Source organism: Pseudoalteromonas shioyasakiensis, from assembly GCF_024518675.1.
GTDB classification, from domain to species: domain Bacteria; phylum Pseudomonadota; class Gammaproteobacteria; order Enterobacterales; family Alteromonadaceae; genus Pseudoalteromonas; species Pseudoalteromonas shioyasakiensis_B.
This window is the reverse complement of record NZ_JANIGL010000001.1, coordinates 1,006,727-1,032,939: the sequence shown is the minus strand read 5'-3', so window position 1 is coordinate 1,032,939 and position 26,213 is coordinate 1,006,727. Positions and strand designations below refer to the sequence as shown.

General features: G+C 41.2%; 23 protein-coding genes and 5 tRNA genes. 18 read left to right on the top strand and 10 right to left on the bottom strand.

Annotated features, from left to right (window positions below; translation table 11 throughout):
• Nucleotides 1-261 precede the first annotated feature (261 nt).
• Nucleotides 262-591 carry a stress response translation initiation inhibitor YciH gene (locus NQT69_RS04470; RefSeq protein WP_087530800.1) on the bottom strand — a complete coding sequence of 110 codons (330 nt, stop codon included), beginning with the start codon at nucleotides 589-591 and terminating at the stop codon, nucleotides 262-264.
• Nucleotides 592-735: 144 nt separating this feature from the next.
• Here NQT69_RS04470 and NQT69_RS04465 point away from each other — a divergent pair, with 144 nt between their 5' ends.
• The 4 genes from NQT69_RS04465 to NQT69_RS04450 all read left to right on the top strand — a co-directional run bounded on the left by NQT69_RS04465 (nucleotide 736) and on the right by NQT69_RS04450 (nucleotide 4,686).
• The gene (locus NQT69_RS04465) at nucleotides 736-1,041 is read left to right on the top strand and encodes an STAS domain-containing protein (protein WP_087530799.1); all 306 of its coding nucleotides are present in this window, start codon (nucleotides 736-738) and stop codon (nucleotides 1,039-1,041) included.
• Nucleotides 1,041-2,687 carry a fused response regulator/phosphatase gene (locus NQT69_RS04460; protein WP_256826481.1) on the top strand — a complete coding sequence of 549 codons (1,647 nt, stop codon included), beginning with the start codon at nucleotides 1,041-1,043 and terminating at the stop codon, nucleotides 2,685-2,687. Before NQT69_RS04465 ends, NQT69_RS04460 begins: the two co-directional genes overlap by 1 nt.
• Nucleotides 2,688-2,755: 68 nt before the next feature.
• A complete protein-coding gene (locus tag NQT69_RS04455) occupies nucleotides 2,756-3,415 on the top strand; it encodes a GAF domain-containing protein (RefSeq protein WP_256826480.1) in 660 nt (219 codons plus the stop codon).
• 80 nt (nucleotides 3,416-3,495) lie between these two features.
• Nucleotides 3,496-4,686: an amino acid aminotransferase gene (locus NQT69_RS04450; protein WP_256826479.1), complete on the top strand. Its 1,191-nt coding sequence runs from the start codon at nucleotides 3,496-3,498 to the stop codon at nucleotides 4,684-4,686.
• 88 nt (nucleotides 4,687-4,774) lie between these two features.
• Here the strand turns inward: NQT69_RS04450 and folD are convergent, their stop codons facing one another.
• Entirely contained in the window at nucleotides 4,775-5,629 is an 855-nt protein-coding gene (gene folD / locus NQT69_RS04445; protein ID WP_256826478.1) for a bifunctional methylenetetrahydrofolate dehydrogenase/methenyltetrahydrofolate cyclohydrolase FolD, read from the bottom strand.
• A gap of 346 nt (nucleotides 5,630-5,975) precedes the next feature.
• Here folD and NQT69_RS04440 point away from each other — a divergent pair.
• The 11 genes from NQT69_RS04440 to ppiD all read left to right on the top strand — a co-directional run bounded on the left by NQT69_RS04440 (nucleotide 5,976) and on the right by ppiD (nucleotide 15,563).
• A tRNA-Pro gene (locus tag NQT69_RS04440) sits at nucleotides 5,976-6,052 on the top strand.
• 127 nt (nucleotides 6,053-6,179) lie between these two features.
• Nucleotides 6,180-6,256, top strand: a tRNA-Arg gene (locus tag NQT69_RS04435).
• Between the two features lie 24 nt (nucleotides 6,257-6,280).
• Nucleotides 6,281-6,356, top strand: a tRNA-His gene (locus NQT69_RS04430).
• 16 nt (nucleotides 6,357-6,372) lie between these two features.
• Nucleotides 6,373-6,449, top strand: a tRNA-Pro gene (locus NQT69_RS04425).
• Between the two features lie 71 nt (nucleotides 6,450-6,520).
• Nucleotides 6,521-6,597, top strand: a tRNA-Pro gene (locus tag NQT69_RS04420).
• A 384-nt stretch (nucleotides 6,598-6,981) separates the two neighbouring features.
• A complete protein-coding gene (gene tig, locus NQT69_RS04415) occupies nucleotides 6,982-8,286 on the top strand; it encodes a trigger factor (protein WP_256826477.1) in 1,305 nt (434 codons plus the stop codon).
• Between the two features lie 166 nt (nucleotides 8,287-8,452).
• Nucleotides 8,453-9,073 carry an ATP-dependent Clp endopeptidase proteolytic subunit ClpP gene (gene clpP, locus NQT69_RS04410; protein ID WP_087530793.1) on the top strand — a complete coding sequence of 207 codons (621 nt, stop codon included), beginning with the start codon at nucleotides 8,453-8,455 and terminating at the stop codon, nucleotides 9,071-9,073.
• Between the two features lie 134 nt (nucleotides 9,074-9,207).
• Nucleotides 9,208-10,491 carry an ATP-dependent protease ATP-binding subunit ClpX gene (gene clpX, locus NQT69_RS04405; RefSeq protein ID WP_087530792.1) on the top strand — a complete coding sequence of 428 codons (1,284 nt, stop codon included), beginning with the start codon at nucleotides 9,208-9,210 and terminating at the stop codon, nucleotides 10,489-10,491.
• A gap of 150 nt (nucleotides 10,492-10,641) precedes the next feature.
• A complete protein-coding gene (gene lon, locus NQT69_RS04400) occupies nucleotides 10,642-13,002 on the top strand; it encodes an endopeptidase La (RefSeq protein WP_256826476.1) in 2,361 nt (786 codons plus the stop codon).
• A 184-nt stretch (nucleotides 13,003-13,186) separates the two neighbouring features.
• Nucleotides 13,187-13,489, top strand: coding sequence for an HU family DNA-binding protein (locus tag NQT69_RS04395; RefSeq protein ID WP_372822933.1), 303 nt, complete (start codon nucleotides 13,187-13,189; stop codon nucleotides 13,487-13,489).
• A 169-nt stretch (nucleotides 13,490-13,658) separates the two neighbouring features.
• Nucleotides 13,659-15,563 (top strand): peptidylprolyl isomerase, encoded by a 1,905-nt coding sequence (gene ppiD / locus NQT69_RS04390; RefSeq protein WP_256826475.1) that lies wholly within the window; start codon nucleotides 13,659-13,661, stop codon nucleotides 15,561-15,563.
• 534 nt (nucleotides 15,564-16,097) lie between these two features.
• Here the strand turns inward: ppiD and NQT69_RS04385 are convergent.
• The 8 genes from NQT69_RS04385 to pspF form a co-directional block, all read right to left on the bottom strand.
• The gene (locus tag NQT69_RS04385; RefSeq protein ID WP_256826734.1) at nucleotides 16,098-16,991 is read right to left on the bottom strand and encodes a DMT family transporter; all 894 of its coding nucleotides are present in this window, start codon (nucleotides 16,989-16,991) and stop codon (nucleotides 16,098-16,100) included.
• Nucleotides 16,992-17,125: 134 nt separating this feature from the next.
• Complete coding sequence (locus NQT69_RS04380) at nucleotides 17,126-17,833, bottom strand: helix-turn-helix domain-containing protein (RefSeq protein ID WP_256826474.1); 708 nt, start codon at nucleotides 17,831-17,833, stop codon at nucleotides 17,126-17,128.
• A gap of 454 nt (nucleotides 17,834-18,287) precedes the next feature.
• On the bottom strand, nucleotides 18,288-19,049 hold the full coding sequence (locus NQT69_RS04375) for an ATP-binding cassette domain-containing protein (RefSeq protein WP_256826473.1): 762 nt from the start codon (nucleotides 19,047-19,049) through the stop codon (nucleotides 18,288-18,290).
• Complete coding sequence (locus tag NQT69_RS04370) at nucleotides 19,049-20,041, bottom strand: peptide ABC transporter ATP-binding protein (RefSeq protein WP_256826472.1); 993 nt, start codon at nucleotides 20,039-20,041, stop codon at nucleotides 19,049-19,051. The genes NQT69_RS04375 and NQT69_RS04370 overlap by 1 nt, the downstream gene beginning before the upstream one ends.
• The gene (locus tag NQT69_RS04365) at nucleotides 20,042-20,935 is read right to left on the bottom strand and encodes an ABC transporter permease subunit (protein WP_087530783.1); all 894 of its coding nucleotides are present in this window, start codon (nucleotides 20,933-20,935) and stop codon (nucleotides 20,042-20,044) included.
• The gene (locus NQT69_RS04360) at nucleotides 20,922-21,956 is read right to left on the bottom strand and encodes an ABC transporter permease (RefSeq protein WP_256826471.1); all 1,035 of its coding nucleotides are present in this window, start codon (nucleotides 21,954-21,956) and stop codon (nucleotides 20,922-20,924) included. Before NQT69_RS04360 ends, NQT69_RS04365 begins: the two co-directional genes overlap by 14 nt.
• Complete coding sequence (locus tag NQT69_RS04355; protein ID WP_256826470.1) at nucleotides 21,956-23,563, bottom strand: ABC transporter substrate-binding protein; 1,608 nt, start codon at nucleotides 23,561-23,563, stop codon at nucleotides 21,956-21,958. The genes NQT69_RS04360 and NQT69_RS04355 overlap by 1 nt, the downstream gene beginning before the upstream one ends.
• Before the next feature lie 15 nt (nucleotides 23,564-23,578).
• Complete coding sequence (gene pspF / locus NQT69_RS04350; protein ID WP_256826469.1) at nucleotides 23,579-24,637, bottom strand: phage shock protein operon transcriptional activator; 1,059 nt, start codon at nucleotides 24,635-24,637, stop codon at nucleotides 23,579-23,581.
• A 187-nt stretch (nucleotides 24,638-24,824) separates the two neighbouring features.
• Here pspF and pspA point away from each other — a divergent pair, with 187 nt between their 5' ends.
• The 3 genes from pspA (at nucleotide 24,825) to pspC (ending at nucleotide 26,185) form a co-directional block, all read left to right on the top strand.
• Nucleotides 24,825-25,484 carry a phage shock protein PspA gene (pspA, locus tag NQT69_RS04345; RefSeq protein ID WP_256826468.1) on the top strand — a complete coding sequence of 220 codons (660 nt, stop codon included), beginning with the start codon at nucleotides 24,825-24,827 and terminating at the stop codon, nucleotides 25,482-25,484.
• 69 nt (nucleotides 25,485-25,553) lie between these two features.
• A complete protein-coding gene (gene pspB / locus NQT69_RS04340; protein WP_099296101.1) occupies nucleotides 25,554-25,787 on the top strand; it encodes an envelope stress response membrane protein PspB in 234 nt (77 codons plus the stop codon).
• Nucleotides 25,784-26,185, top strand: a complete 402-nt coding sequence (gene pspC / locus NQT69_RS04335) for an envelope stress response membrane protein PspC (RefSeq protein WP_256826467.1) — start codon at nucleotides 25,784-25,786, stop codon at nucleotides 26,183-26,185. Before pspB ends, pspC begins: the two co-directional genes overlap by 4 nt.
• Nucleotides 26,186-26,213 lie beyond the last annotated feature (28 nt).

Here is a 26,213-nt window from a genome sequence, read left to right as displayed (position 1 = left end):
GGTAACGAGGCCTAACTACAGGCAGGTATAAGGTGCTAGGGAGTGTACTGTAAGCGCGAGTTTATCTTGCGCTTTAGGTATTCTTGCCAAGCTTGATATGATATTTCGCATATTAGCTCAAGCCGCAGACCCTAAAGAGAAGCGAGGATTCATTACCAATAACACAGCCTAATTTTAATTGTTTGAACATTACGCAAAAGTATGAAAGCTAACGGCTCTTCCTGAAAAAATAAGAGTTATCAGATTATAAAAACCGAGGGTTTAGCCCCCGGCAATTTTAACTTTGAATTTAAGTGCTTCAAGTATGGCTTTGAGTTTATCACGGTCGTCGCCTTGCACTTCTATGATGCCGTCTTTTACTGCGCCGCCTTGGCCCATTTTACTTTTTATGGTTTTGGCGAGTTTTTTTAGGTCATGTTGTTCGCTATCAATACCGGTTACTAACATCACGCCTTTACCCTTACGGCCTTTTGTCTGGCGTTCAATTCGCAAAGCACCGTCTTTAAAGACTTTGCCAGCTACTTCCTTTGTTGCTTTTGGTTGGCTAATACGGCCAGTTTCTGTCGAATAAACGAGATTATTGTCACTCATACTAAACCTGCAATGAAAAAGTTATATAAACAATGACTTCTATAATAACAAATTTACACTAAGGTGCTTTTATTTTTGGCGAAATTAGCCTTAAAAGGTTATATTAACAACTATAAGAATGGATAATCTGAACAGGAATTAAGTATGAGTTTAAGTAAAACAGCCTCAGCAGATGGCACAACATTAACCATCCAAATTAAAGGCAAGTTTGATTTTAATTTGGTGCAGTCATTTCGACAAGCTTATGCAGAAATAGGGGATAAAACAGCGAAAGTTGTTATCGACCTTCGCGAAACAGATTACATGGATAGCTCTGCTTTGGGCATGTTACTTAATATGAAAAAAACATTAGGTACCTCAGTGGATGCAATTCATATAAGTAATTGCCAGCCGCAATTAAAAAAAATATTACAAATCTCACGTTTTGACAAAAAGTTTGATATCGACTGATGCATGTACTCGTTGTTGATGATCAGGCTCTAAACCGCTCATTGCTTAGCGTGATGCTAAAGCAACAAGGGTATCAAGTAACAACAGCAAACAATGGTATTGAGGCATTAGCCGTAATTGATAGCCAGTCGATTGATATCGTGCTACTTGATGTATTAATGCCAGAAATGGATGGTTTCGAAACGGCGCCAAAAATAAAACAGCGTAGTGAAGATGTTTACTTACCGATTATTTTTATCACCTCGTTAGAAGACAAAGATAGTTTAGAGCATTGCTTAGCCGTTGGCGGCGATGATTTTATTCATAAACCGTTTGATAAAGTTATTTTAACCGCAAAAATAAAAGCCCACAGTCGTACTCGCCAGCTTAGTCTAAAAGCCCACGAACAAAATGCACAGCTAGAATATCATTACAATCAAACCGAGCGTGAACACGAAATTGTTGAGCACATTTTTAATAATGCGTTAGAAAACCAAAATGAATTTAGTAACAACATCGACTTTCACCTCTCGCCTGCTTCTATGTTTAATGGCGATATGCTGCTTGTTGCACAAAGTCCAATTGGTAGTTTGTATTGTATGCTTGGGGATTTTACCGGCCATGGTCTGGCTGCGGCAGTAGGGGCCTTACCTGCCTCTAAAGTGTTTTATACCATGGTCAATAAAGGCATGGCGGTTAATGATATTGCCCATGAAGTTAATACGGTATTAGCGCAACTCTTACCTGGTCATATGTTTTGTGCGGCAACTATTATTGAATTAAGTAGTTCAAGTAAAAGTATTTCGGCTTGGCTCGGTGGTCTACCTGATGCTTATGTAATTGATCAACAGGGGAAGGTGCTAAAAACGCTTGAGTCACAACATATGGCTCTTGGTATTTTAGAAGCTGATGAGTTTGAAAGAGCGCTGATCCATTTTGAAGTCGATAGTACAATGCGAATTGTGCTGGCAACAGACGGCATAATTGAAACCACCAATGAAGAAGGAGATTACTTTGGTGAGCAGCGATTTATTCAAGCCTTAGGCAGCAAAACAAAAGTTGATTGTCACGATGTGCTTGAACAAGTGGCGGCATTTGCCAAAGGCTCGAAACAACAAGATGACTTAAGCTTAGTACTTTTTAATTGTTTACCTGTGCCTGCGAGCCACACTGAGGTAGAAAGTTACTCACCGCTTCCGTTCAATTTTTCACTTAGCTTAAACTCCGCGCAAATTAAGCAAACAGACCCTGTACTTGAGGTCGTTGACGTTATAACACGTGTAAGCGGATTAAAAGCGCATCGTTCTGATATATTTTTGCTTTTATCAGAAGCCTACAATAATGCGGTTGACCACGGCTTATTAGGCCTAGATTCTGATATAAAAAATAAAGATGATGGCTTTTTTGAGTTCTATCAACAAAGAGAAGCTGCCTTGGCTAACTTACAAGGTGCCATGATCATTATTGATATACGCTATTGCCCTGAATCCTTTTGTTTATACTTTACAATTTGTGATTCTGGAAACGGGTTTACCGCGATGAATAGCAATAGCGAAAACTTAGCCCGAGAACACGGCAGAGGCCTTTCTTTGCTCGAAGAAATAGCAGAACAAGTAAGTTATAACGCTTCAGGCAATCAAATTGAAATGTGTTATAAGTTAATTTAGTTTCTACACTAGTCGCGTGAGAAAGGGCATGTTATTATTTTGCTTTATTTAGATGTTTGGACGGCTAGATGGTTTCTTCTTATTTATCACTTGCACAACTTGATGTGCCTCAGCAATTAGTGTCTTCAGAGCTCACCAAGCTTGAACATTATTTATTAAGCAGCGAACGTCCAGCAGTGTGCTGGGAATACCAAATTCCAGAATTAGGTGAAGGCGGTGCGTGTAGCTTATTTGGTTACTTACAAGATGAACCTTTCAAACTGACTGAATATTTAACTCAAGACCCAGACACTACAGAAAGTCTGGCTCAGCTTCAGCGCATTGTTGACTATGTGGTTGAGAAAACGGGAGTGGATTGGTTCGGCATCTATCAAAATACGGCAACCAATGAAGGTGAGCAGCTACTAAAACTGGCTTATTTTGGTGCACCTAGCAGACCATTGTTTCCATTAACTCAAGAGTTTGCTGCAGGCAGTAATAATGTGCAAGTGGCACTGAGTGCTAAAGGCCGAGTGATTAATAATGTTGAGCAGTATCTTGCTGCTGGTGGTGAATATTACACCTGCGATCCAAAAGTAAAATCAGAGGCATGTTTACCGCTGTTCGATCAGCAAAATAATTGCGTTGGTATTGTCGATGGAGAGGCGTTTAACAACGACTTTTTTGATCAACACACATTGGCGCTGCTAATTGCATGCTGTATTAAAATTCCTCACTTTTTAGTGTAAATAACACTAGCCATGCTAGTCACCTTTTATGTTAAGCTAAGTGTAACAGCTAACCCCTAAATAATGATAAGAGATAGTCAATGTTCTCAGAATTAAAACCATTACCAACAGATCCTATTCTTGGCCTAATGGCGGCCTATAAGCAAGATACTAACCCAAATAAGATTGACTTAGGGGTTGGTGTTTATAAAGATGAGCAGGGTAATACGCCGGTATTAAACGCCGTTAAAAAAGCAGAAGCATTCCGCCTAGAAAATGAAATCAGCAAATCATACATTGGCTTGGCAGGTAACTTAGATTTTTGCCAAAAAATGGAAAACCTATTATTAGGTGAGCATCAGGCACTTCTAGCTAATCGCGTTCGTACAGCACAAGCGCCAGGCGGCACTGGTGCACTTCGTGTTGCAGCTGAATTTATTGCCCGTTGCAACCCAAGCGCTACTATTTGGGTAACTAACCCTACATGGGCTAACCACATTAGCTTATTTGAAGCGGCAGGCTTAACAGTTAAAGAATATCCGTATTACGATTATGAAAACAAAGATCTTTTATTTGATGACATGATCAACACCCTTAAGCAAGTGCCAAAGGGCGATGTTGTGCTAGTGCATGCATGTTGTCATAACCCAAGTGGTATGGACTTAAACGAAACACAGTGGAACACAGTAGCAGAGCTTGCTAAAGAAGTTGGCTTTACACCACTTGTTGATATTGCTTACCAAGGTTTTGGTTCAAGCCTTGAGCAAGACGCTAATGGCCTGCGCATTTTAGCAAACGCAGTTGAAGAGCTTATCATTTGTTCTTCATGCTCTAAAAACTTTGGTTTATACCGCGAGCGTATTGGTGCATGTTCAATCATAGCTAAAGATAGCGCGACTGCAGACATTTCTAACTCAGTGATGTTAAGCGTGGTACGTAGTATTTACTCTATGCCGCCCGCTCATGGCGCTGATATTGTAAACACAATTCTAGGTAGCACAGAGCTTACCCAAGAATGGCACAATGAATTAGATGAAATGCGTAATCGTATTAACGGTCTTCGTACGTTAATCAAAGACAGCTTAGCAGCGAAAGGCATAGCACAAGACTTCTCATTTATTGACCGTCAAAATGGTATGTTCTCATTCCTTGGCATTAATAAAGAGCAAATCGCACGCTTACAAAAAGAATATGGTATTTATATTGTTGGCTCTAGCCGCGTGAATGTTGCCGGTATTAGCCAAGCGAATATTGACTACTTTGCAAACGCTGTGGCAGATGTTTGTAAGTAATTAGGCAGTTAAAAGTAAACAATAAAAAACCGCACTAACATCAGTTGTGCGGTTTTTTTGTAACTTTAATACTTTGAGAATACAGTGATTAACTGTGGTATTTCTCGCACGCTTCTAGGGTGTTTTCAATTAAGCTTGCTACCGTCATTGGGCCAACACCGCCTGGTACAGGGGTGATGAAATGTGCTTTTTGCTCAGCAACGTCATACTGTACATCGCCCACTAATTTCCCCGTATCTAAACGGTTAATGCCCACATCGATGACTATCGCGCCTTCTTTTACCCAGTCACCCGGAATAAATTCAGGTTTACCCACTGCAACAACGAGTAAATCAGCACGGCGTACATGGGTTTCTAAATCTTGAGTGAATTTATGACAAACCGTTGTTGTGCAACCGGCAAGCAATAACTCTAATGCCATTGGACGGCCAACAATATTAGATGCACCAACGACAACGGCATGCATACCTTTGTATTTAACGCCAGTTGAATTAAGTAGCGTGATAATCCCTTTAGGAGTACAAGGGCGTAAAGCAGGCATACGCTGCGCCAAGCGGCCGATATTATAAGGGTGGAAACCATCAACATCTTTTAATGGCGTAATGCGCTCAAGGATTTTTTCAGCATCGAGACCTTGTGGTAATGGTAATTGAACTAAAATACCGTCCACTGTGTTGTCGTTATTAAGCTCATCGACTAAATCCAGTAGTGCTTGTTCAGATGTATCTGCTGGTAAATCAAATGACTTTGATACAAATCCAACTTCTTCACAGGCTTTACGCTTAGAGCCAACATATACTTGGCTTGCAGGATCTTGTCCTACGAGCACAACTGCAAGCCCTGGCGCACGTAAGCCATTGGCTACGCGTTCACTTACTTTTTCTGCTACTGCACTTCGTACTTGTTTAGCTATTGCCTTACCATCGATGATGTTTGCCGTCATGGGTGACCTTTAATTGGGGTTAGTTAACTTGAAACTGATACTTAGCAAGACACTATCGTTTTAAAAGGGGTAAACGGAACTGGTTTTAATCAGCTTGGTTTTGCCTTGCTATATAGTTAAGCTATTTTCGCAGAAAAGCGTCAAAGCGCCAAGTTGCTTTTTTTATATAAACCGCACTATTATAAAAAACGGTCGAAATTTTAGCTTATATTTACAATATTTAGGCATTGTGAACTAAAAATGACCGATTGATTTATTTTCTTAAAAAAAGGTTTGACCTAATCCGGTCAAATCACTATTATGCACCCCGTTGTCAACGAGGTCACTCGCAGACAATAGTAAGCATCGGCGATTAGCGCAGTTTGGTAGCGCACTTGGTTTGGGTCCAAGGGGTCGCAGGTTCAAATCCTGCATCGCCGACCACTTTTTTAAAGTTTGAAGTGTCACAAAGTTGGTTTGGGTATATCAAATTCAGCCGCAGGTTAAAACCTTGCATCGTTGACCACTTTTTAAATAAAGTAGCTTATTGGTTCGCTATGAAGTTTTCGATGCGCCCATAGCTCAGCTGGATAGAGCAACGCCCTTCTAAGGCGTCGGTCGAAGGTTCGAATCCTTCTGGGTGCGCCATTTCGAAGACATGTAAATGCTGTGGTGATTGTAGCTCAGTTGGTAGAGCCCCGGATTGTGATTCCGGTTGTCGTGGGTTCGAGCCCCATCAGTCACCCCAATTTACAACAGAATATCGGCGATTAGCGCAGTTTGGTAGCGCACTTGGTTTGGGTCCAAGGGGTCGCAGGTTCAAATCCTGCATCGCCGACCACTTTCTTTAAAGTGGTCTTAATCTCACCGTTTAAGTATTCAAAATAAATTCGAAGTTTCACACTTCAATATCGGCGATTAGCGCAGTTTGGTAGCGCACTTGGTTTGGGTCCAAGGGGTCGCAGGTTCAAATCCTGCATCGCCGACCACTTTCTTAATTTATAAAAACTTCCAATTCATATTGCATAACTTAATTCTAAAACTAAAATATTGCTAACTTGCTAACTTGCTAACTTGCTAACTTGCTAACTTGCTAACTTGCAGTTGAACCGTCTACTTTTTATCCATTCGTCTTCGATAATCCGTGTTCTAATCAAATAATTGCTCCCATGACTCGACTATCATAAATATTAGGTTATAATGCCGCGTCTATTGTTTAACATAGTGCCCGTAGGGCAGAGCAGCATTGGTATCTTATAGTGAAGATGGAGATTGAAAGTCTTATAAATGGCTTTTAACGTATCAAGCGCATAGTGATCACCGTGTTTGTAAGGAAGGCGAACAGTCGCCAAAATTGAAGATTGAGGTATATCATGCAAGTTTCTGTTGAGACGACTCAAGGCCTTGAGCGCCGTCTGACTATCACCGTTCCTGCAGAGAACGTTGAGACCGAAGTAAAAAAACGCTTACAACAACTGTCAAAAACCCAGCGTATTGATGGTTTCCGTCCTGGTAAAGTACCAACGTCTGTAATCAACAAGCGTTACGGTGGCGCAGTTCGTCAAGAAGTTGCTGGTGAATTAATGCAACGTAACTTCTACGAAGCAATCGTAGCTGAAAAAATCAACCCAGCGGGTACACCAACTTTCGCACCTAAAGCGCTTGAAGCTGGTAAAGATTTAGAATTCTCTGCAACATTTGAAGTTTACCCTGAAGTTGAAGTTCAAGGTTTAGACAAGATCACTGTAGAAAAGCCTGCTGTAACAGTAACTGACGAAGATTTAGCAAACATGCTAGAAACGCTTCGTAAGCAACATGCATCATGGGCTGAAGTAGATGCAGCTGCTGGCGAGAACGATCGCGTAACAGTTGACTTCGAAGGCACTATCGACGGTGAAGTATTTGAAGGCGGTAAAGCTGAAGACTTCCCATTAGAACTTGGCCAAGGTCGTATGATCCCAGGTTTTGAAGATAACATCGTTGGTAAAAAAGCAGGCGAAGAAGTTGTTGCTGATGTAACTTTCCCTGAAGACTACCACGCTGAAAACCTAAAAGGTAAAGCTGCACAGTTCACTATCACTGTGAAGAAAGTTGAAGCGCAAGAACTACCTGAACTAAGCGAAGAGTTTGCAACTAAGTTCGGTGTAACTGAAGGCGGCGTTGACGCACTTAAAGAAGAAGTTAAAAAGAACATGACTCGTGAGCTTGACCAAGCGGTTAAAGCGAACGTGAAAGACCAAGCAATCAAAGGTCTTTTAGCTAATAACGAAATCGACGTGCCTAAAGCGCTAGTAGATCAAGAAATTGATGCACTACGTCAACAAGCTGCACAACGTTTTGGTGGCGACGCTAAAAACATGCCTGAACTTCCTGCTGAATTGTTCCACGAGCAAGCAGTAACTCGCGTTAAAACTGGCCTATTACTAGGTGAAGTAATTAAAGCGAACGAGATCAAAGTTGATGACGCTAAAGTTGAAGCATTAATTGCTACAGTGGCTTCTGCATATGAAGATCCAACTGAAGTAGTAGAATACTACAAAGCAAATGATCAACTTATGCAGCAAATGCGTAATGTTGCAATGGAAGAGCAAGCTGTAGAAGCTATTTTAGCTAAAGCAGACGTTTCTGATGTTGAAAAAGCATTTGATGACATCATGAATCCACAGCAAGGTGCTTAATAAGTCATTGACTTAAGCCCTCGCTAACGATTAAATGGCTCGTGTTACTCTGTATTTTGCAGTGTGCCCGAGCCATTTTAGTTTGTGGCCTTCAATTTTGCCAAAAAGATAACTATGCTTTTCTTATATTCAGGATAAGTATAAGCGCATAAGGAATAAAATAAGTATGAACAACACTGGTATGACAGATCCTCTAAATGCATTAGTCCCAATGGTTGTTGAACAAACAGCGAAAGGCGAGCGCTCGTATGATATATATTCGAGACTATTAAAAGAGAGAATCATTTTTTTAACTGGTCAAGTTGAAGACAACATGGCAAATCTAATTTTAGCGCAAATGCTATTTTTAGAATCAGAGAACCCAGAAAAAGATATCTTCTTGTATATTAACTCACCAGGTGGTTCTGTGACTGCGGGTATGGCAATTTACGATACCATGAATTTTATTAAACCAGATGTAAGCACTATTTGTGTTGGCCAAGCGGCTAGCATGGGCGCATTCTTACTAACAGCTGGTGCTAAGGGGAAACGTTATTGTTTGCCTAATTCTCGTGTGATGATTCACCAACCTTTAGGTGGTTTCCAAGGTCAAGCGTCTGACTTTGAAATACATGCTAAAGAAATCCTGTCTATTAAAGACAAGCTTAACCGTTTAATGGCAGAGCACACTGGCCAGCCGTTAGATGTGATTTCACGCGATACTGACCGCGACAACTTTATGAGCGCAAGCCAAGCCGTTGATTATGGCCTAGTTGATTCGGTATTTACTAATCGCGACAGCAAGTAAATAGGTCAAGCGAGTACTAACGGTACTTGCTTGAATTGTTTACACTGTGAAAACCAATAATTTTTGGTATAGTTAAGCGTATTGAAATAGCTGCTAAGAAGTTTGGCAGCCAACGTATAAGATGAGGTAGCTGAATGTCTGACACTCCTACAGACGGCGACAAAAGTAATAAATTGTTATACTGCTCTTTTTGTGGCAAAAGCCAGCATGAAGTTCGCAAACTTATAGCAGGGCCTTCAGTATACATTTGTGATGAATGTGTTGAGCTGTGTAACGACATTATCAGGGAAGAAATCAAAGACATTGCGCCGAAGCACAATACGTCTGATAAACTGCCTGCACCGAAAGAAATTCGTAATCACTTAGATGATTATGTTATTGGTCAAGACCACGCTAAAAAAGTACTTTCTGTAGCGGTTTATAACCACTACAAGCGTTTACGTAATCAAAGCACTAAAGTAGATATTGAACTTGGTAAGAGTAATATCTTGCTGATTGGTCCAACAGGTAGTGGTAAAACATTACTAGCAGAGACATTAGCACGTTTACTTGATGTTCCATTTACAATGGCCGATGCCACCACATTAACCGAAGCTGGTTATGTAGGTGAAGATGTTGAAAACATCATTCAAAAACTACTGCAAAAATGTGACTACGACGTAGAAAAAGCGCAACGTGGTATCGTTTATATTGATGAAATTGATAAAATTTCACGTAAATCTGACAATCCATCGATCACCCGTGACGTATCAGGTGAAGGTGTACAACAAGCCTTACTTAAACTGATTGAAGGCACTGTTGCATCAGTACCACCGCAAGGTGGCCGAAAGCATCCACAACAAGAGTTTTTACAGGTTGATACCTCTAAAATCTTATTTATCTGTGGTGGTGCATTCGCAGGGCTTGATAAAGTGATTGAGCAACGCAGCCATAAAAATACCGGTATTGGTTTTGGTGTTAGCGTTAAAGAATCTGCATCAAGCCGCTCTTTAAGTGAAACATTTAAAGATGTAGAGCCAGAAGATTTAGTAAAATACGGCCTGATCCCTGAGTTTATTGGTCGTTTACCCGTTGTTGCTACGTTAACTGAGCTAGACGAAGCTGCGTTAGTGCAAATCTTAGATGAGCCTAAAAACGCACTGACTAAGCAGTACAGCGCATTATTTGGTATGGAAGACGTTGAGCTTGAATTCCGTGAAGATGCATTACGTGCAATTGCCCACAAAGCAATGGAGCGTAAAACAGGTGCACGTGGCCTACGTTCAATTGTTGAAGCCGTATTACTTGATACCATGTATGAACTTCCATCAATGGAAGAAGTCAGCAAAGTGGTTATCGATGAAACAGTGATCAAAGGTGAATCAGACCCAATTTTGATTTATCAAAGTGCCAGCCAAGATAAAGCGGCATCAGAATAAATTTTAATCACTGATATTACAAAGAGGAGCCAATGGCTCCTTTTTTTATAATTTATTTCTTACAAATGACATAAATTGTTGAACTTTACTTAGGTTATCCCCATATACTTGAGTAATCTTTAAAATAAATGAAGAGCGAAGAGAAATATAATGACGCTTGAGAGAACAGATCGAGTCGAAATCCCGGTGCTGGCATTGCGCGATGTGGTGGTGTATCCGCACATGGTGATCCCGCTTTTTGTAGGCCGCGAAAAATCTATTAAATGCCTTGAAGCGGCAATGGATAAAGACAAACAAATTTTTCTTGTTGCGCAAAAAGACGCAACAGTCGATGAGCCAGAGCAAGACGATATTTACCGTGTAGGTACTATCGCCACTGTATTACAGCTACTTAAGCTCCCTGATGGCACGGTAAAAGTATTAGTTGAAGGTATTCAACGCGCAAAACTTGAAAGCTTTGTTGATAACGATGACTTTTTTGTTGCTAATGCCCAGTTTATTAGTTCTGAAGAAATTGACGAACAAGAGCAAGATATTTTTATCCGCAGTGCTGTTAGCCAGTTTGAAGGCTATGTAAAGCTTAATAAAAAAATTCCTCCTGAAGTACTGACTTCGGTTAGTGGAATTGATGAAGCCCCGCGCCTTGCTGATACTATGGCAGCTCACATGCCATTAAAAGTGCCAGAGAAACAAAAAGTACTTGAGATCGCAAACGTGACCGAACGCCTTGAATACTTAATGGCGTTAATGGAAGGCGAAATTGACTTACTGCAAGTTGAGAAAAAGATTCGTACCCGCGTTAAAAAGCAGATGGAAAAATCGCAGCGTGAGTACTACCTCAACGAGCAAATGAAAGCCATTCAAAAAGAATTAGGCGAACTTGACGATGTGCCTGATGAATTTGAAGCGTTGAAAAAACGCATTGAAGAATCTGGCATGAGCAGCGATGCACAAGAAAAAGCCAATTCAGAATTAGCTAAATTAAAAATGATGTCGCCAATGTCGGCTGAAGCCACCGTTGTTCGCTCATACATAGATACGCTGATCAATGTACCGTGGAAAAAGCGCTCTAAGGTGAAAAAAGACCTAGCAGGCGCGCAAAAGATTTTAGATAGCGATCACCATGGCTTAGATAAAGTGAAAGAGCGCATTATTGAGTATCTCGCAGTTCAGCAACGTACCAATAAACTTAAAGGCCCAATCTTATGCCTTGTAGGTCCTCCTGGTGTTGGTAAAACTTCATTAGGGCAATCGATTGCTCGCTCAACGGGTCGTAAGTATATTCGTATGGCACTCGGTGGTGTACGTGATGAAGCAGAAATCCGTGGTCATCGTCGTACTTACATTGGCTCTATGCCAGGTAAGCTGATTCAAAACATGAGTAAAGTGGGGGTTAAAAACCCATTATTCTTGTTAGATGAAATCGATAAAATGTCATCAGATATGCGTGGCGATCCAGCATCCGCATTACTTGAAGTACTTGATCCTGAGCAAAACAGCCATTTTGCGGACCACTACTTAGAAGTTGATTACGACTTATCTGATGTTATGTTTGTTGCAACATCAAATAGCTTTAATATTCCAGGTCCATTATTAGACCGGATGGAAGTAATTCGTTTATCAGGTTACACCGAAGATGAAAAGCTTAACATTGCTAAGCAGCATTTAATTCCAAAGCAAGTTAAGCGTAACGGCTTAAAAGAAGGCGAAGTAGTTATCGAAGACAGTGCCATTGTTGGTATTATTCGTTACTACACCCGTGAAGCCGGTGTGCGTAATTTAGAGCGCGAAGTGTCTAAGTTATGTCGTAAAGCGGTGAAAAACATCTTGCTTGAGAAAGAAATCAAAGTAGTCACTATCAATGAGCAAAACCTAGAAGAGTTCTTAGGTGTGCAGCGATTTGATTACGGCAAAGCAGAAGATGGTGACCGTATCGGTCAGGTAACTGGTTTAGCGTGGACCGAAGTGGGCGGCGATTTATTAACAATCGAATGTGCCGCTGTGCCAGGTAAAGGCAAATTAAGCTACACAGGTTCTCTAGGTGATGTAATGCAAGAGTCGATTCAAGCGGCGATGACTGTAGTACGCAACCGCGCTGACACCTTCCGTATTAATAACGACTTTTACGAAAAACGTGATATTCATGTACACGTACCAGAAGGCGCGACACCAAAAGATGGCCCAAGTGCCGGTGCGGCCATGGTCACAGGTTTAGTCTCTAGCTTAACGGGTAACCCTGTGCGTGCAGATGTTGCTATGACAGGTGAAATTACGTTACGTGGTGAAGTATTGCCAATTGGTGGCTTAAAAGAAAAGCTATTAGCTGCACATCGTGGTGGCATTAAAACGGTTATTATTCCAAAAATTAACGAACGTGACTTAAAAGAGATCCCTGACAATGTATTGGCAGGCCTTGATATTCACCCAGTTACATGGATTGATGAAGTTTTAGAACTGGCATTAGTACATCCTGTAGAGAGTTTTTCAGTCGAAACGGCTAAAAAGCACTAAAAAATCGAAAAAAGTGCTTTAAAGGGCTTTTCAAATCTAGATGGTATGATAAGTTAAGCACTGGTTTTCAAGCCTAGGCCTTATGTGGCCTAGGCTGAAGAAAAATTACAATCGTACGAGCATGAAATAGTTTGCTCTAAAATTTTCAAAATAGTGATGTTAGTTTAAAAAACAATCGCTCTTGATAATAACAATGAAAGAGGATGATATTGTGAATAAATCTCAATTAATCGATCAAATCGCAGCTGACGCTGACATTTCTAAAGCGGCTGCAGGTCGTGCACTAGATTCATTCATCGAATCTGTATCGGGCGCTCTTAAAGATGGCGATTCAGTAGCACTCGTTGGTTTTGGTACTTTCTCAGTACGTGAGCGTGCTGCACGTTCAGGCCGTAACCCACAAACTGGCGAAACAATTCAAATCGCTGCAGCGAACATCCCTGCTTTTAAAGCGGGTAAAGCGCTTAAAGATGCATGTAATAGCTAATCACTGTTTTATGTGAGTTAGTTTTGGCAGTGTAAGAAGCTGGTTGCTTTTTAGCACAAATAGCTATCTTTATCGCCAATTGCTTCAACAAAAAAAGCGTATCTGGTAAGATACGCTTTTTTTACATTAGCAAGGCGATTTCTGCCTAGAATAGAATAGAGATAAATAAATGCTTGAGAAAATCAGAGAAGGTTCGCAAGGACCGGTAGCCAAAGTTATTTTAGGCGCGGTGATTTTATCTTTTGCTTTAGCAGGGATCGGTGGTTACTTAGGTCAAACCACAGAGCAGCCTGTTGCTGAAGTAAATGGAGTTAAAATTAGCCAAACCGAATTTAACCGTGCGTACCAAAATGAGCGTAACCGCTTAGAACAACAGTTTGGTGAATACTTTGCGCAAATCGCTGCCGATCCAAACTATATGGCACAAATTCGCCAAGGTGTTGTTGACCGTTTAGTACAACAAGAATTGCAAACTCAACTAGCACACGAACTTGGTTTACGCGTCAGCGATGAAAGTGTAAAACAAGCAATTTTAGAGTTACCATACTTCCAGATTGGCGGCCAATTTAATAACGACCGTTACCTACAAGTTATTCGTCAAATGAACTTCCAACCTGATGCATTTCGTGAATACTTACGTGAAGAAATGACTCGCAGTCAGCTTATTTCAGCTGTTGCAGGAACTGATTTTGCACTCGACAACGAATTGACCAATGCAGTGGCATTACAACAGCAAACACGTAGCATTGATTACGTCGTTGTAAGTAAAGAGTCACTACAAGAAGGTATTGAAGTAACTGAGCAAGAAATTGCGGATTACTACGATCTAAATACATCACAATTCTTGGCTCCAGAGCAAGTTTCAGTGAGCTACATTGATTTAAATGCAGCAAACTTAGATTTACAAAGCACAGTAAGCGAAGAAGAAGTTAAAGCTTACTACGAGCAAAACAGTGCCCAATATGTAGAGCCTGAGAAACGCCGTGTATCGCATATCTTAATCGATAATAGTGAAGACGACGATGCCGCAAGAAGCAAAGCTGAAGACTTATTAGCACAGCTGCAACAAGGTAGCGACTTTGCAGCATTAGCTGAATCATCATCAGATGATATCGTCAGTGCTGAAATGGGCGGTGATTTAGATTGGATTGAACGCGACATGATGGATCCAGCTTTTGAAGAAGCCGCATTTGCACTTAATGCAAAAGGTGACTTTTCTGACGTTGTTGAGTCTGAATTTGGCTATCACATCATTCAACTTACCGATATTCAAAGCCAGCAAACAAAACCGTATGATGATGTTAAAGCTGACTTACGTGCTGAACTTGAACGTACTGAAAAAGTAAATGCCTTCTATGAAAAGCAAACACAAATGAGCGAAGTCGCGTTTGAAATGTCAGATAACTTAGTAGATGCAGCTGAAACGGTAGGTGTTGAAGTAACAACGACTCCACTAGTTGCTCGTAATGAGTTACCTGCACCTTTAAACACCCCCGCTGTTGTCAGCGCAATCTTCTCACCAGATGTACTTGAAGATGGCATGAACTCAGAAGTTGTTGAAGTAGGTGATGAGCACGTTGTGATTGTACGTATCAGCGAGCACAAGCCTGCGAGCACGAAACCACTTGCGGATGTATCAGGTGAAATCAAAACGCGCCTAGTAAGCCAAAAAGCATCTGAGCTGGCAAAAGAGAAAGCAACAACATTATTTGCTGAAATCTCAGCGGGTAAGAGCTTAACTGAGCTTGCAACTGAACAAGGCCTAGAGCTACGTCAAGAAGCTGCTTTAACACGCCAAGCATATGCAGTATCACCTGCCATTGTACAGCAGGTGTTTAAGATGGCTCACCCTACTGACACCCCTGTGGTTGATAAAGTAGAGCTTAGCAATGGTGATGCAGCAATCGTAGCACTTAAGTCTGTTACAAACGCATCAGTTGAAGGTGAGCTTGAAGCACAGCAAAAGCAAAACATCACTATGGCCCAAGTAAATAAAAACTACATGGTGTTCATTGATGCACTAAAAGCTAAAGCAGAGTTAAACCTACCAGCACAAGCAACAGCTGCTGAGTAAGCTTAATTAAGCAAAGCTAAAAAAGCGCCAATTGGCGCTTTTTTTGTGGGTGGGAGATAAAGGTTAAAAGTTAAAGGTGCTAGGTAACTAGGTTCTAGGGGAGTGTGGCTTGTAGGCTCGAGTTTACTTTGAAGTACTTTTATGTAACACGCGTAGGTTGGGTAGAGTGAAACGAAACCCAACGAAAAAATACCCTGTCAGTCTGCAATCAAAACCAGGCATTATCGAGTGTTTTTTCTTTGATGTATTCTGAATTTTGGCAAAGCCATTTAAGTGAATTATTCACAAAGAGGTTAAGAGACGCTGTGCTTATGAGGAAACATAAAAAACATCAATAATAAAGGTGGGAATTAGACCGCAAAGTGCCGATTTTAATCATTTAGGGATAACCTGTTTCTGCCCCAAAACGTGTTTAGACGAATGCCGCAAAAGAGCAAACTACGGACGTTGGCTGTTAAGGTTTTAGCGACAGCGGCTAGCCAATTGCGGACATTAGGCATTTGCAAATTCAAGAGAATATTTAGTGCTGTATAACTATATTTTTTGATGGCTAATCTTAATTTTTTTTTGAGGTTTGATTGTTTGCATCAATAGGCATAGTGATACTAAAGCTACGCCTGCCCAACCTATTACTTTAAATTTTTCCCCAATAATGACTATAGCTAAAACAGTTGCAACTAATGGTTCAATTAAGGTGATTAATGTTGCTTTACTTGCATCTATATAATTCAAGCCAAAACCAAATAGTAAATATCCTAAAAACATTGGAATTATTGCCATATACAAAGATACCAAAGCATTAGTTGAGCTTGAAAATAAGTTATCACCCGTAAACCATAATGAGGGGAGTAACAATAGTGCAGCACAACCGAATAGCCCAGACATGGACGATTTTGATTGAACGCCGCTTTCAATTAAACGCCTTGCTGCCCATGAATAACCTGCATAAGTTAAACCAGCAATACAACCTAAAATAATCCCCAAACCCTGTTGATTGATACTGTAAGCATTATTATTACTCTGGTCTTTACCTAAAGTTAACAGAGCAATACCTATAGCACCAATGACAAAGCTCAACATCCATTGCAATGAAATGTCCTTTTTACTAATAAGACGTTCAAGGATTGCGGCAAAAAAAGGTGCAGTCGCTATAGATACTACAGTACCAATGGCAACACCTGATAAACGCATTGAGGTATAGAACGCTAATGGGTAAATAGCGACAGAAGCGGCACCTAAAAGAAGTGTTTTAGGCTGTTCGAGCATCAGCTTATAATCCATAAGTAGCTTTTTTCGAGCTGTGATTACAAGTAACACTCCTCCTATCCCCATAGAGAATGCACCAATAGCCAAAGAGCTTACATTTGGGGAGTAGCTTGCAGCAGTACCAGTTGTCCCCCACAAGAAACTAGCAACAATAATCGCCATAACACCTTTAAAACTTCCGTGATGATTTTTCACAATGAGACCTATTTGTAATAACTTCAATATAGAAATAGTATGCTAATTATGTAGGGTGTTTTTAACAATTAAGACGCAATCGTTAACAATTCCGACTAAGTTTACTTTTTGAATTTAGTTGGTGATAGACCAAAGTATTGTGAGAATTTTCGGCTAAAGGCTGAGGGTTCTTTATAACCTACTTTTTCACCAATAATTGGTAACGGATAATCTGTATGCGTAAGTAATGCTTGGGCTTTTTCCATTCGAAGTTTTGTTACGTACTTCATCACGGTCATACCTGTTTGTATTTTAAATAGTTTCTTAAACTGTGTTTCACTCAGGAAAGCAGATTCAGCTAAACATTTAATTTGAAGCTGCTCTGCAATATTTTGCTCCATGAAGGATATTGCTGTACCAATGCGACTATCTACCTTTGGTAATAAAGTTTGCTCTGCCAGCAGTAAGCTGAACATTTCGAACATCGCCTGTTCTAATTGAGCATTAACTTTGTTTTCTAGTTGGTTTTCGATAAAAGTTAAGTAACTTCTAAGAGATGAGTTAATTGCAAAAACAATACATTGTGAAGATGAAATATTTAGCGGAAGATTTTTCATATCTGCGACTACAAACCTAGCTTCAGTGTTTGCAGTGAACAGGTGCTCTTCGTTGGCTTTAACTACAACACATTCACTTGGTGCAACTTTTCCATTGAAATCACCAACACATATATTTATGACACCACGTAAAGGTAGAACCAACTGATTAAATTGATGTGAGTGACGAACTGGCTTTGTGCTATAGGAGCGGATGGATAATAGATTTTTCATAATAATAGAAAACGTATTGCCTTATTTCATCATGATTAGGGTTATATATCTTAGAGTAATGAATTCTAAAGTGAAGTCTTAGTTTCTACTGGGGCTTTAAATTAAAGTCTCTATGGTGGCTTAGTTTACATACAGCCTTAAAAGGAAATCGACAAACGTTATGATAAAAACACCAGTGCTTTTATCTACTTAGGAAAGTCTGCTATCGTATCATTGCTGTTTTTTTGAATTAAGTGGCCAGTTTTCGCTATTGGCACAAAGCACGCCTTAGTTCTAAATCGTTTTTGTCCAAAAACGAGTTTACCCGACCGCCAACTTTTCGCTCTAGAACATCGCTCAGAGCTCACACTAAATGTTGGGCTTCGTTGCTCTCAATCACAACCTACGGTGATAAATTTAACGCCGGGCTGCTCTAAAACTGATAGCTGACAGCTAACAGCTAACAGCTAGATCTTCAACAACTCAACAACTTCTGGGTGACGTTAGATTGTGGATCTTGGAAAATATCTTCGGTTTTGCCGTACTCGACTATTTCACCGTGATCGAGTACCACGAGTTGGTCGCTGATGTGACGCACTAGGCTTAAGTGGTGGGTGATCAAGATATAACTTAGGCCAGTGTCTTGTTGAAGTTTGAGTAATAAGTTTACTGTTTGTGCGCGTACTGATGGATCTAGTGATGATAGCGCTTCGTCGAGTACCACTACTTTTGGATCAAGAATTAATGCACGGGCGAGGGCGACGCGCTGTAATTGACCGCCGCTGAACATGTGTGGGTAATAATGTTGATGGTCGTTCAGCAAACCAACCTTAGATAAGGTGGCGGTAATTTTTTCGCCGCGAGTTTGTTTATCTAATGAGGTATTATATTGCAGGCAGTCGTCGAGCATGTCACCAATAGTCAGGCCTGGGTTTAACGAGGCCTCTGAGTCTTGAAAGATCATCCGGATATGACGACATTGTTGGTCGCGAATGCCTTTATCTTCGATGATGTTGCCATCAAGCAGGATTTGCCCGGTGTCGGCGCTATCTGCGCCTGCTAATAATTTGGCTAGGGTGCTTTTTCCTGAGCCGGTTTCGCCAATGATTGCAAGGGTTTCGCCTTGGCTTAAACAAAAAGAAATGTCTTTTAGTACTTCAAAGCGTTTACGTGAGAACAGGCCTGAACGTAGATTAAAGCTTTTTGATAAGGCTTGCACTTTGAGTAATGGTTGCATTATTTCATCGCCTTAATTAATGGAAAGTGGCACGCGTAACTGTGGCCGTGATGTTTAGTTAATGCTGGGGTGACTACACAGGCTTTTTGTGCTTGTGGGCAACGTGGCCCTAATCGGCAACCTATTGGCAAGTGCTGCAAGGTGGGAATTGTGCCCTTTAATGCATAAAATGGTTCTTTATGGGCTAGGCCTTGTTCGTAATCGGGTAAGCTTTTCAGTAGTGCTTGAGTGTACGGGTGACGCGGCTGGCTGAATATTTTAGCTGTAGGGCCTGCTTCTACCATTTGTCCGCAATACAAAACGTGCATGCCATGGGACCAGTTAACAATTTCTTCTAGTTCGTGAGAGATCATTAATATCGACATGTTTTTTAGCTGGTTTAAGCTTTTTAGTAACCTAAATACTTGCGCGCGGGTGGTGCTTTCTAGGGCTGTGGTTGGCTCATCGGCAATTAATAGCTTTGGCGTACGGGCAATGGCCATGGCTATCATCACTTTTTGACACACCCCTTCTGAGAGTTCGTGAGGGTAGCTGGTTAAAACCTTTTCGTGATCTTTAATACCCACTTTATGGATCAGGGCTTTTACTCGGTCTTTACGTTGGCGGTTACGTTTTAAGAAAAATCCTTTGCTTTGGATTGCCGGTAAGGTTTCGGCAATTTGATCAAAGATTTTCGCCGTGGGATCTAAGCACCGGCTAGGGTCTTGATAAATCATCGCGATATCTTGGCCAACGATTTTACGGCGTTGTTCGTTTGATAAACGCATTAAGTCAACACCACGCCAATGCATGCGATCGGCTGTAATATGCCAGCGTTTATTTAATACCCCAACAATGGCTTTGGCGATAAGGCTTTTACCAGAGCCAGACTCACCAACCAAGGCGTGCACTTCCCCTTCTTTTAAGCTTAAACTCACTCTATCTACAGCACGAATAACTGTGTCAGAGGTGCGTAGCTCTATCGTTAAGTTGCGAATGTCGAGTAATTGCATTTAATCTGCCTTACGTGCTTTTAACACTTGGCGAAGACCATCGCCAACTAAGTTGGTTGATAGCACGGCTAAAAAGAGTAATACCCCAGGTAAACCTACTGTCCACGGAGCTAAGTATATCAAGCCTAGGTTCTCGGCCAAAATGGCTCCCCATTCTGTGGTTGGTGGTTGCGCACCTAACTTCAAAAAGCCAAGGGCTGATATATCTAATATAGCGGTTGACAGTGCCATGGTAAAAATAACCACAATATGTTCATAAATGTTGGGGAAAATACCACGAGAAAGAATATGCCAATTAGAGGCACCATCCAGCTTAAAAGCGGTGATGTAATCTTTGCCCAGCTCGGTTACGATTAAATTACGTACTGAGTGAATAAATTGTGGTAATAGCGCTAAAATAATAGCCCATACTGTATTCATTAGCCCAGGGCCTAAAATTGCGATGATTATAATTGCCAGCAGCAAAGAGGGGATGGATAAAGTGATATCAAGTAGGTGATTTAAAAAGCTTGAACGCAAGCCGCGGCTAATACCTGCAAAAGTACCCACTAATACACCAATCACTGTGGTTATTAGGGCAGCAATAACAGATAAACCAAAGGTATATGTTGCACCATTCATTAATCGTGATAACACATCACGGCCGAGATCATCAGTCCCGAGTAAAAATCGCACATCGCCCATTTCATGCCATGATGGGGGAATGAGAAGAGCATCGCTGTGTTGCTGATTCACACCATAAGGTGCAATAAAAGGCGCAGCCGCAGCTAATATCGCAAATGCAATAAACACCCACAGACCGACTAAAGCGGGGTGATTTGATTTAAACTTGCGCCAAAACCGCGCTAAAGGCGCTTTGTTTGACTCTTCAGAAAATAAATTAAACTTTGCCATGTGCTTGGTTCCGAGAAAGCGGATCGAACAAGGTGTAAGTGAGCTCGGCGATAATGGTGGCCAAAATAACAAACATTGAGACCGCTAGTAAACCACCTTGAATGGCAGGGTAATCGCGCTGATAAATACTGTCTATCAGCCAACGACCAATGCCTGGCCATGAAAAAATAACCTCGGTGATCATAGCAAGAGTGATCAAGGTACTAAACTGTAAACCGATTTGTTTGATCACCGGTAATAAGGCATTACGCAGTGCATGGTGCACAATTAATTGCGCGCGGTTAAGGCCTTTAGCTCGCGCCGTTTTAATAAAGTTTTGCTCCAGCACATGCAGCATGGACTCACGGGTAAAGCGAATTAAAACCGTGGTTGGGTACATGGCCAGTACTATGGTTGGCAATGTAAGGTGGTGCAGGGCATCGATCATAGCCATACCCGAGTAAGGAAAACCAGCTAAAGCTATATCAATTAAAATAAACCCAGTTTGCGCAGGAATTTCATACAACAAGCCCATACGACCCGACATAGGAAACCAGCCTAGTTGCAGTGAGAACACCATGATTAGTAATAAAGCGAGCCAAAAAACGGGAATTGAATAACCCGCTAATGTTGTCGAGTTGATTAATTTATCTGGTAGTTTTTTGTAATATGCTGCGGCTAAAATACCAGCTGGTACACCAATGACAACTGAGATGATCAAAGCGTAGACGCTTAATTCGAGTGTGGCTGGGAATAAATCAACAATGTGGTTAAACACATTTTCCCCTGAGGCAAAAGACAAGCCCCAATCTCCGACCACAATACGGCCTAAAAACGCAAAATATTGGGTGATGTAATTGTCGTTAAAGTGATATTTTTCTTGTAGTTCACTGGTTTGCGAAAAGCTGGTATTGGTGATACCGCTTAAATTACTTAGGGCATCACCGGGGAACAAATAACTTAATGAAAAGGTAAAAATACTCAATGTGAGCATCATAAACAATAACAAGCCTAGGCGGCGTAAAAAATAATCTAATACCATTATTTTTTCCTCGCATTAGCCAGTGATATTGCCCCAAATGGGCCAAGGGGAATACCTTCTACATCACTGCTACTAGCTTGAAAGCGCATACCGTGGGCCAGTGGTAATAATGGCAGCTCTTTGATTAACATTGCTTGCGCTTGTTGGTAAAAATCTTTGCGTTGTTCTAAATCTGTGGTGTCGAGAGCTTGGGTTAAGAGTAGATCAAACCCGGGATCGCACCAATTTGCTGGGTTTTTACCGCTAAATGTGGCCGAGCAACTTAATAATGGACTAAAAAAGTTGTCAGGATCAGGCGTATCGGCTGCCCAGCCCAGTAGTACGCTGTCGTGGCGATGCTCGCCAATGCGTTGAATAAAGGTATTCCATTCATACTCAACAATGCTGACATTGACCCCGACTTTACGTAAGTCACTTTGCATTAGCTCTGCCATTTTACGCGCATTAGGGTTATAGATACGGCTGACTGGCATGGCCCAAATGGTCATATCAAAGCCGTTTTCGATACCTGCTTCTTTAAGTAATTGTTTTGCTAACTCAGGGTTGAACCCAGGCATACTTGCTTGTGATTGATAAGCCCACGATGTGGGCGGCAAAATAGACTGTGCACGAATACCGTTACCATAAAACACCGCTTGCATAATTTTTTCAATATCAATGGCATGGGCAAGGGCTTGGCGTACTCTAATATCATCAAATGGTGGGCGCTCGGTATTAAACGCCCAATAGCCTACGTTAAGATTGGTTTCTTTTTGCACGTTTATATCGGCCCGGCGCGCTAAAATACTTAACTGGGCACTGCTTGGGTGTGCGGTAACATCACACTCTTTGGTTAGCATTTTGGCAATACGCGTGGTGCCATTAGGGGTGATATCGTAAACTAATTGCTCAAGCACGACTTTGTGTTTCCAGTAGTCGTTATTGCGGTAATAACGTACTAAATGGTCACGGCGGTATTCTTTATAAATATAGGGGCCGGTGCCAATTGGGTATTGATCAAATAAATCGAGTTGCTCTTGGGCTTTTAATTGCATCGCGTATTCGCGGGATAATACCACCGCAAAGTCTGTTGCCATATTGGCTAAAAAACTGCTCTCAGCATTAAATAACTCAAACCGAACTTGGTAGTCAGATACCCGCACTATGCGGCGAATAAGTTGGTCAATCCCCACACTTTGAAAATAAGGGTAGTTGGCATCACCAACAAAGTGGTAAGGGTTGTAGACATCAAATAAACGACTGAAGGTAAAAATAACGTCGTCGGCATTAAAATCACGAGTGGGTGTAAAGTAGTTGGTATTATGAAATTTAACCCCTTTACGCAGAGTAAAGGTGACGGCTTTTCCGTCAGGGCTGATTTTCCAATCGGTTGCCAGCTCGCTTTGAAACTCTGCCGTAATAGGGTCAATACTGATCAAACGATCATAAAGCTGATTAGCAATGATATCGATTGTTGAACCTGTGGTCGTTACTTGTGGGTTAAACGACACAGGGTTCGCCTCAGCACAATAAACTAAGCCTTGGTTTTTTTCTTCTAGCGTTGGTTCTTTCGTATCTAAGCAGCCTGTTAAGCTCAGCGAAAATAGCCCAAGTAATAATTTATACACCGGTTCAACCTCTGACTATTGTTGTTGATCTAGTAAATTATATTTTTTCAAATAGCCTCTAAGTTGATGATACGTCAAACCAAGTACTTCTGCAGTCTTCTTTTGATTAAATTGGCTGAATTCGAGTGCTTTTTTTATTAAATCAATTTCAAACTCGTTAGAGAGATCTTTTAAACTACATGGAAAGCTGTGTTGCGCAGGCTCATTCACAGGGGCAACTTCGACTGTGCTCGGGGCCTCTATCACCGTTTGCTCTGATTTCAGTGGTGCTTTAATTCGCTGCTTGGGTCTAAATTTACTTTCAAATGGGTCTAAAATAATCTGGTGAACGGGGATATGTTCATTGCCGTGGCGATATAAACTACGCTCCACGACATTTTTTAGTTCTCGGATATTACCTGGCCAATCATAGCTTTGCAGTATTTCAACGGCGCTTCGGGTAAAGCCGCTAAACAGTTCCCACTCTAAATCGCGAGCCATATTAATGGCAAACTGTTCGGCCAATAACATAATATCTTCTTGGCGTTCTCGCAGCGGAGGCAGGGTGATCACATCAAACGCTAGGCGATCGAGTAAATCACTGCGAAACTCGCCTTGCTCGGCTAAATACGGTAAATCTTCATTGGTGGCGCAGACTAAGCGGGTATCAACTTTTACCGTTTGTTTCCCCCCGACACGCTCAAACTCGCCGTATTCAATAACCCGTAACAGTTTCTCTTGCACCATGGCTGAAGTATTTGCTAATTCATCTAAGAATAGAGTACCGCTATTGGCGCGTTCAAATCGGCCTTCATGGCGTTTACTTGCGCCAGTAAATGCACCGCTTTCATGACCAAATAATTCGCTTTCGAGGAGGTTCTCGTTTAATGCAGCACAGTTGAGCTTCACATAATTTTGCTCCCACCGCTTAGACAAGAAATGTAAGCGGGCTGCAATCAGCTCTTTACCCGTACCACGCTCACCAATAATTAATACCGGTTTATCTAAACTTGCCAGTTGAGATACCTGATCCAGTACTGCTAAAAAGCTGTCTGATTGGCCGAGTAAGTTATCCTGTTGACGAAATTGGCTCATATTCCCTAACTCTTAGTCATTTTTACTAACAGTTAGTGTATTTCATTATTCGGGAGAACTAAAGGAATTTGTATTTTTAGTTTAACTTTATGAAAATATTACTGTATTTTATGTTTTATAAAGTTGGCAAGCATATTGTAACAGTGAGTGCAGACCAATTAAGTTAAACATCACAGAGGTAAATGTTATGGGAATTTTTTCACGTTTTGCAGACATTGTTAATTCTAATATCAATGCCATTTTGGATAAAGCAGAAGATCCTGAAAAAATGGTTCGTCTTATCATTCAAGAAATGGAAGACACGTTAGTTGAAGTTCGTTCAACATCAGCTAAAACACTCGCTGAGAAAAAAGAGTTAGTACGTCGTGTAGATACTTTAAAAGCACAAGTGTCAGAGTGGCAAGACAAAGCAGAGCTGGCACTGAGTAAAGATCGTGACGACCTAGCACGTGCCGCATTGCTTGAAAAGCAAAAGTCAGCTGAAGCGGTTGCTGCCGTTGAAGACGAGCTTAGCCATGTAGAGTCTCACATAGAGAAACTGCAACAAGAAGTGAGCACATTACAAGATAAATTAGCTGACGCGAAAGCACGTCAAAAAGCGATTATCTTACGTCAGCGCTCGGCTGAGTCGCGCCTTGAAGTGAAAAAAGCACTCGATAGCTCAAAAGTTGAAGATGCATTAAATCGCTTTGAACGTTACGAAACTAAAATTGATGGTCTAGAATCTCAAGTAGAATCGTACGACTTAGGTAAAAAGTCATTATCTGATGAAATTGCTGATTTACAGCAAAATGAGAAGATTGACGACGAGCTAGCAGCGCTTAAAAAGAAGCTTGCAGATAAATAAAACATAATAATTAAGGGGGAGCATTCCCCCTATGCTTAAACAAATAAACGGATTGTGCAGGAGAAGGTTATGATTGACGCAGATGTGTTGGTTGCCCCAATTATCATTTTCATGATTGTGGTGGCGCCACTTTGGTTAATTTTACATTATCGTAGCAAAAAGCAGGTAAGCCAAGGCTTGAGTGAACATGAACACCGCCAGTTATTAGAGCTTGCGCAAAAAGCAGATAAAATGGCAGACCGAGTAGAAACATTAGAAGCACTACTTGATCAAGAGGCCCCACAGTGGAGACGTAAGGTATGAATACTAAACGCGAACTGTTAAGAGACCCAGTACGAGGCAAAATTGCCGGTGTCTGTGCAGGACTCAGTGATTATTTTAATATGGAGTTGTGGTTAGTCAGAATTATTTTTGTCACCGCAGTTTTATTAGCCGGCGGTCCTTTATTTGTGGTGGCCTATATTGCAGCGTGGTTTATTTTAGATAAAAAGCCTGCAAATTCACAAGCCAGCTCCTATGCAACACAGCATGAAGACCCACTTGAAGTAAAATTTAAAGTATGGCAAAAAGGCGAGCCACCACGTCGCGCATTACAAGATCTTAAAGATCGTTTAGGCCGTGTTGATTCACGTTTGCAAGAGATGGAACGCTACGTTACTTCAACTGAATTTACGGTTAGCCGTGAAATCAATAAGCTTTAAAGGATTCAATAGCACTTTATCAAACTCG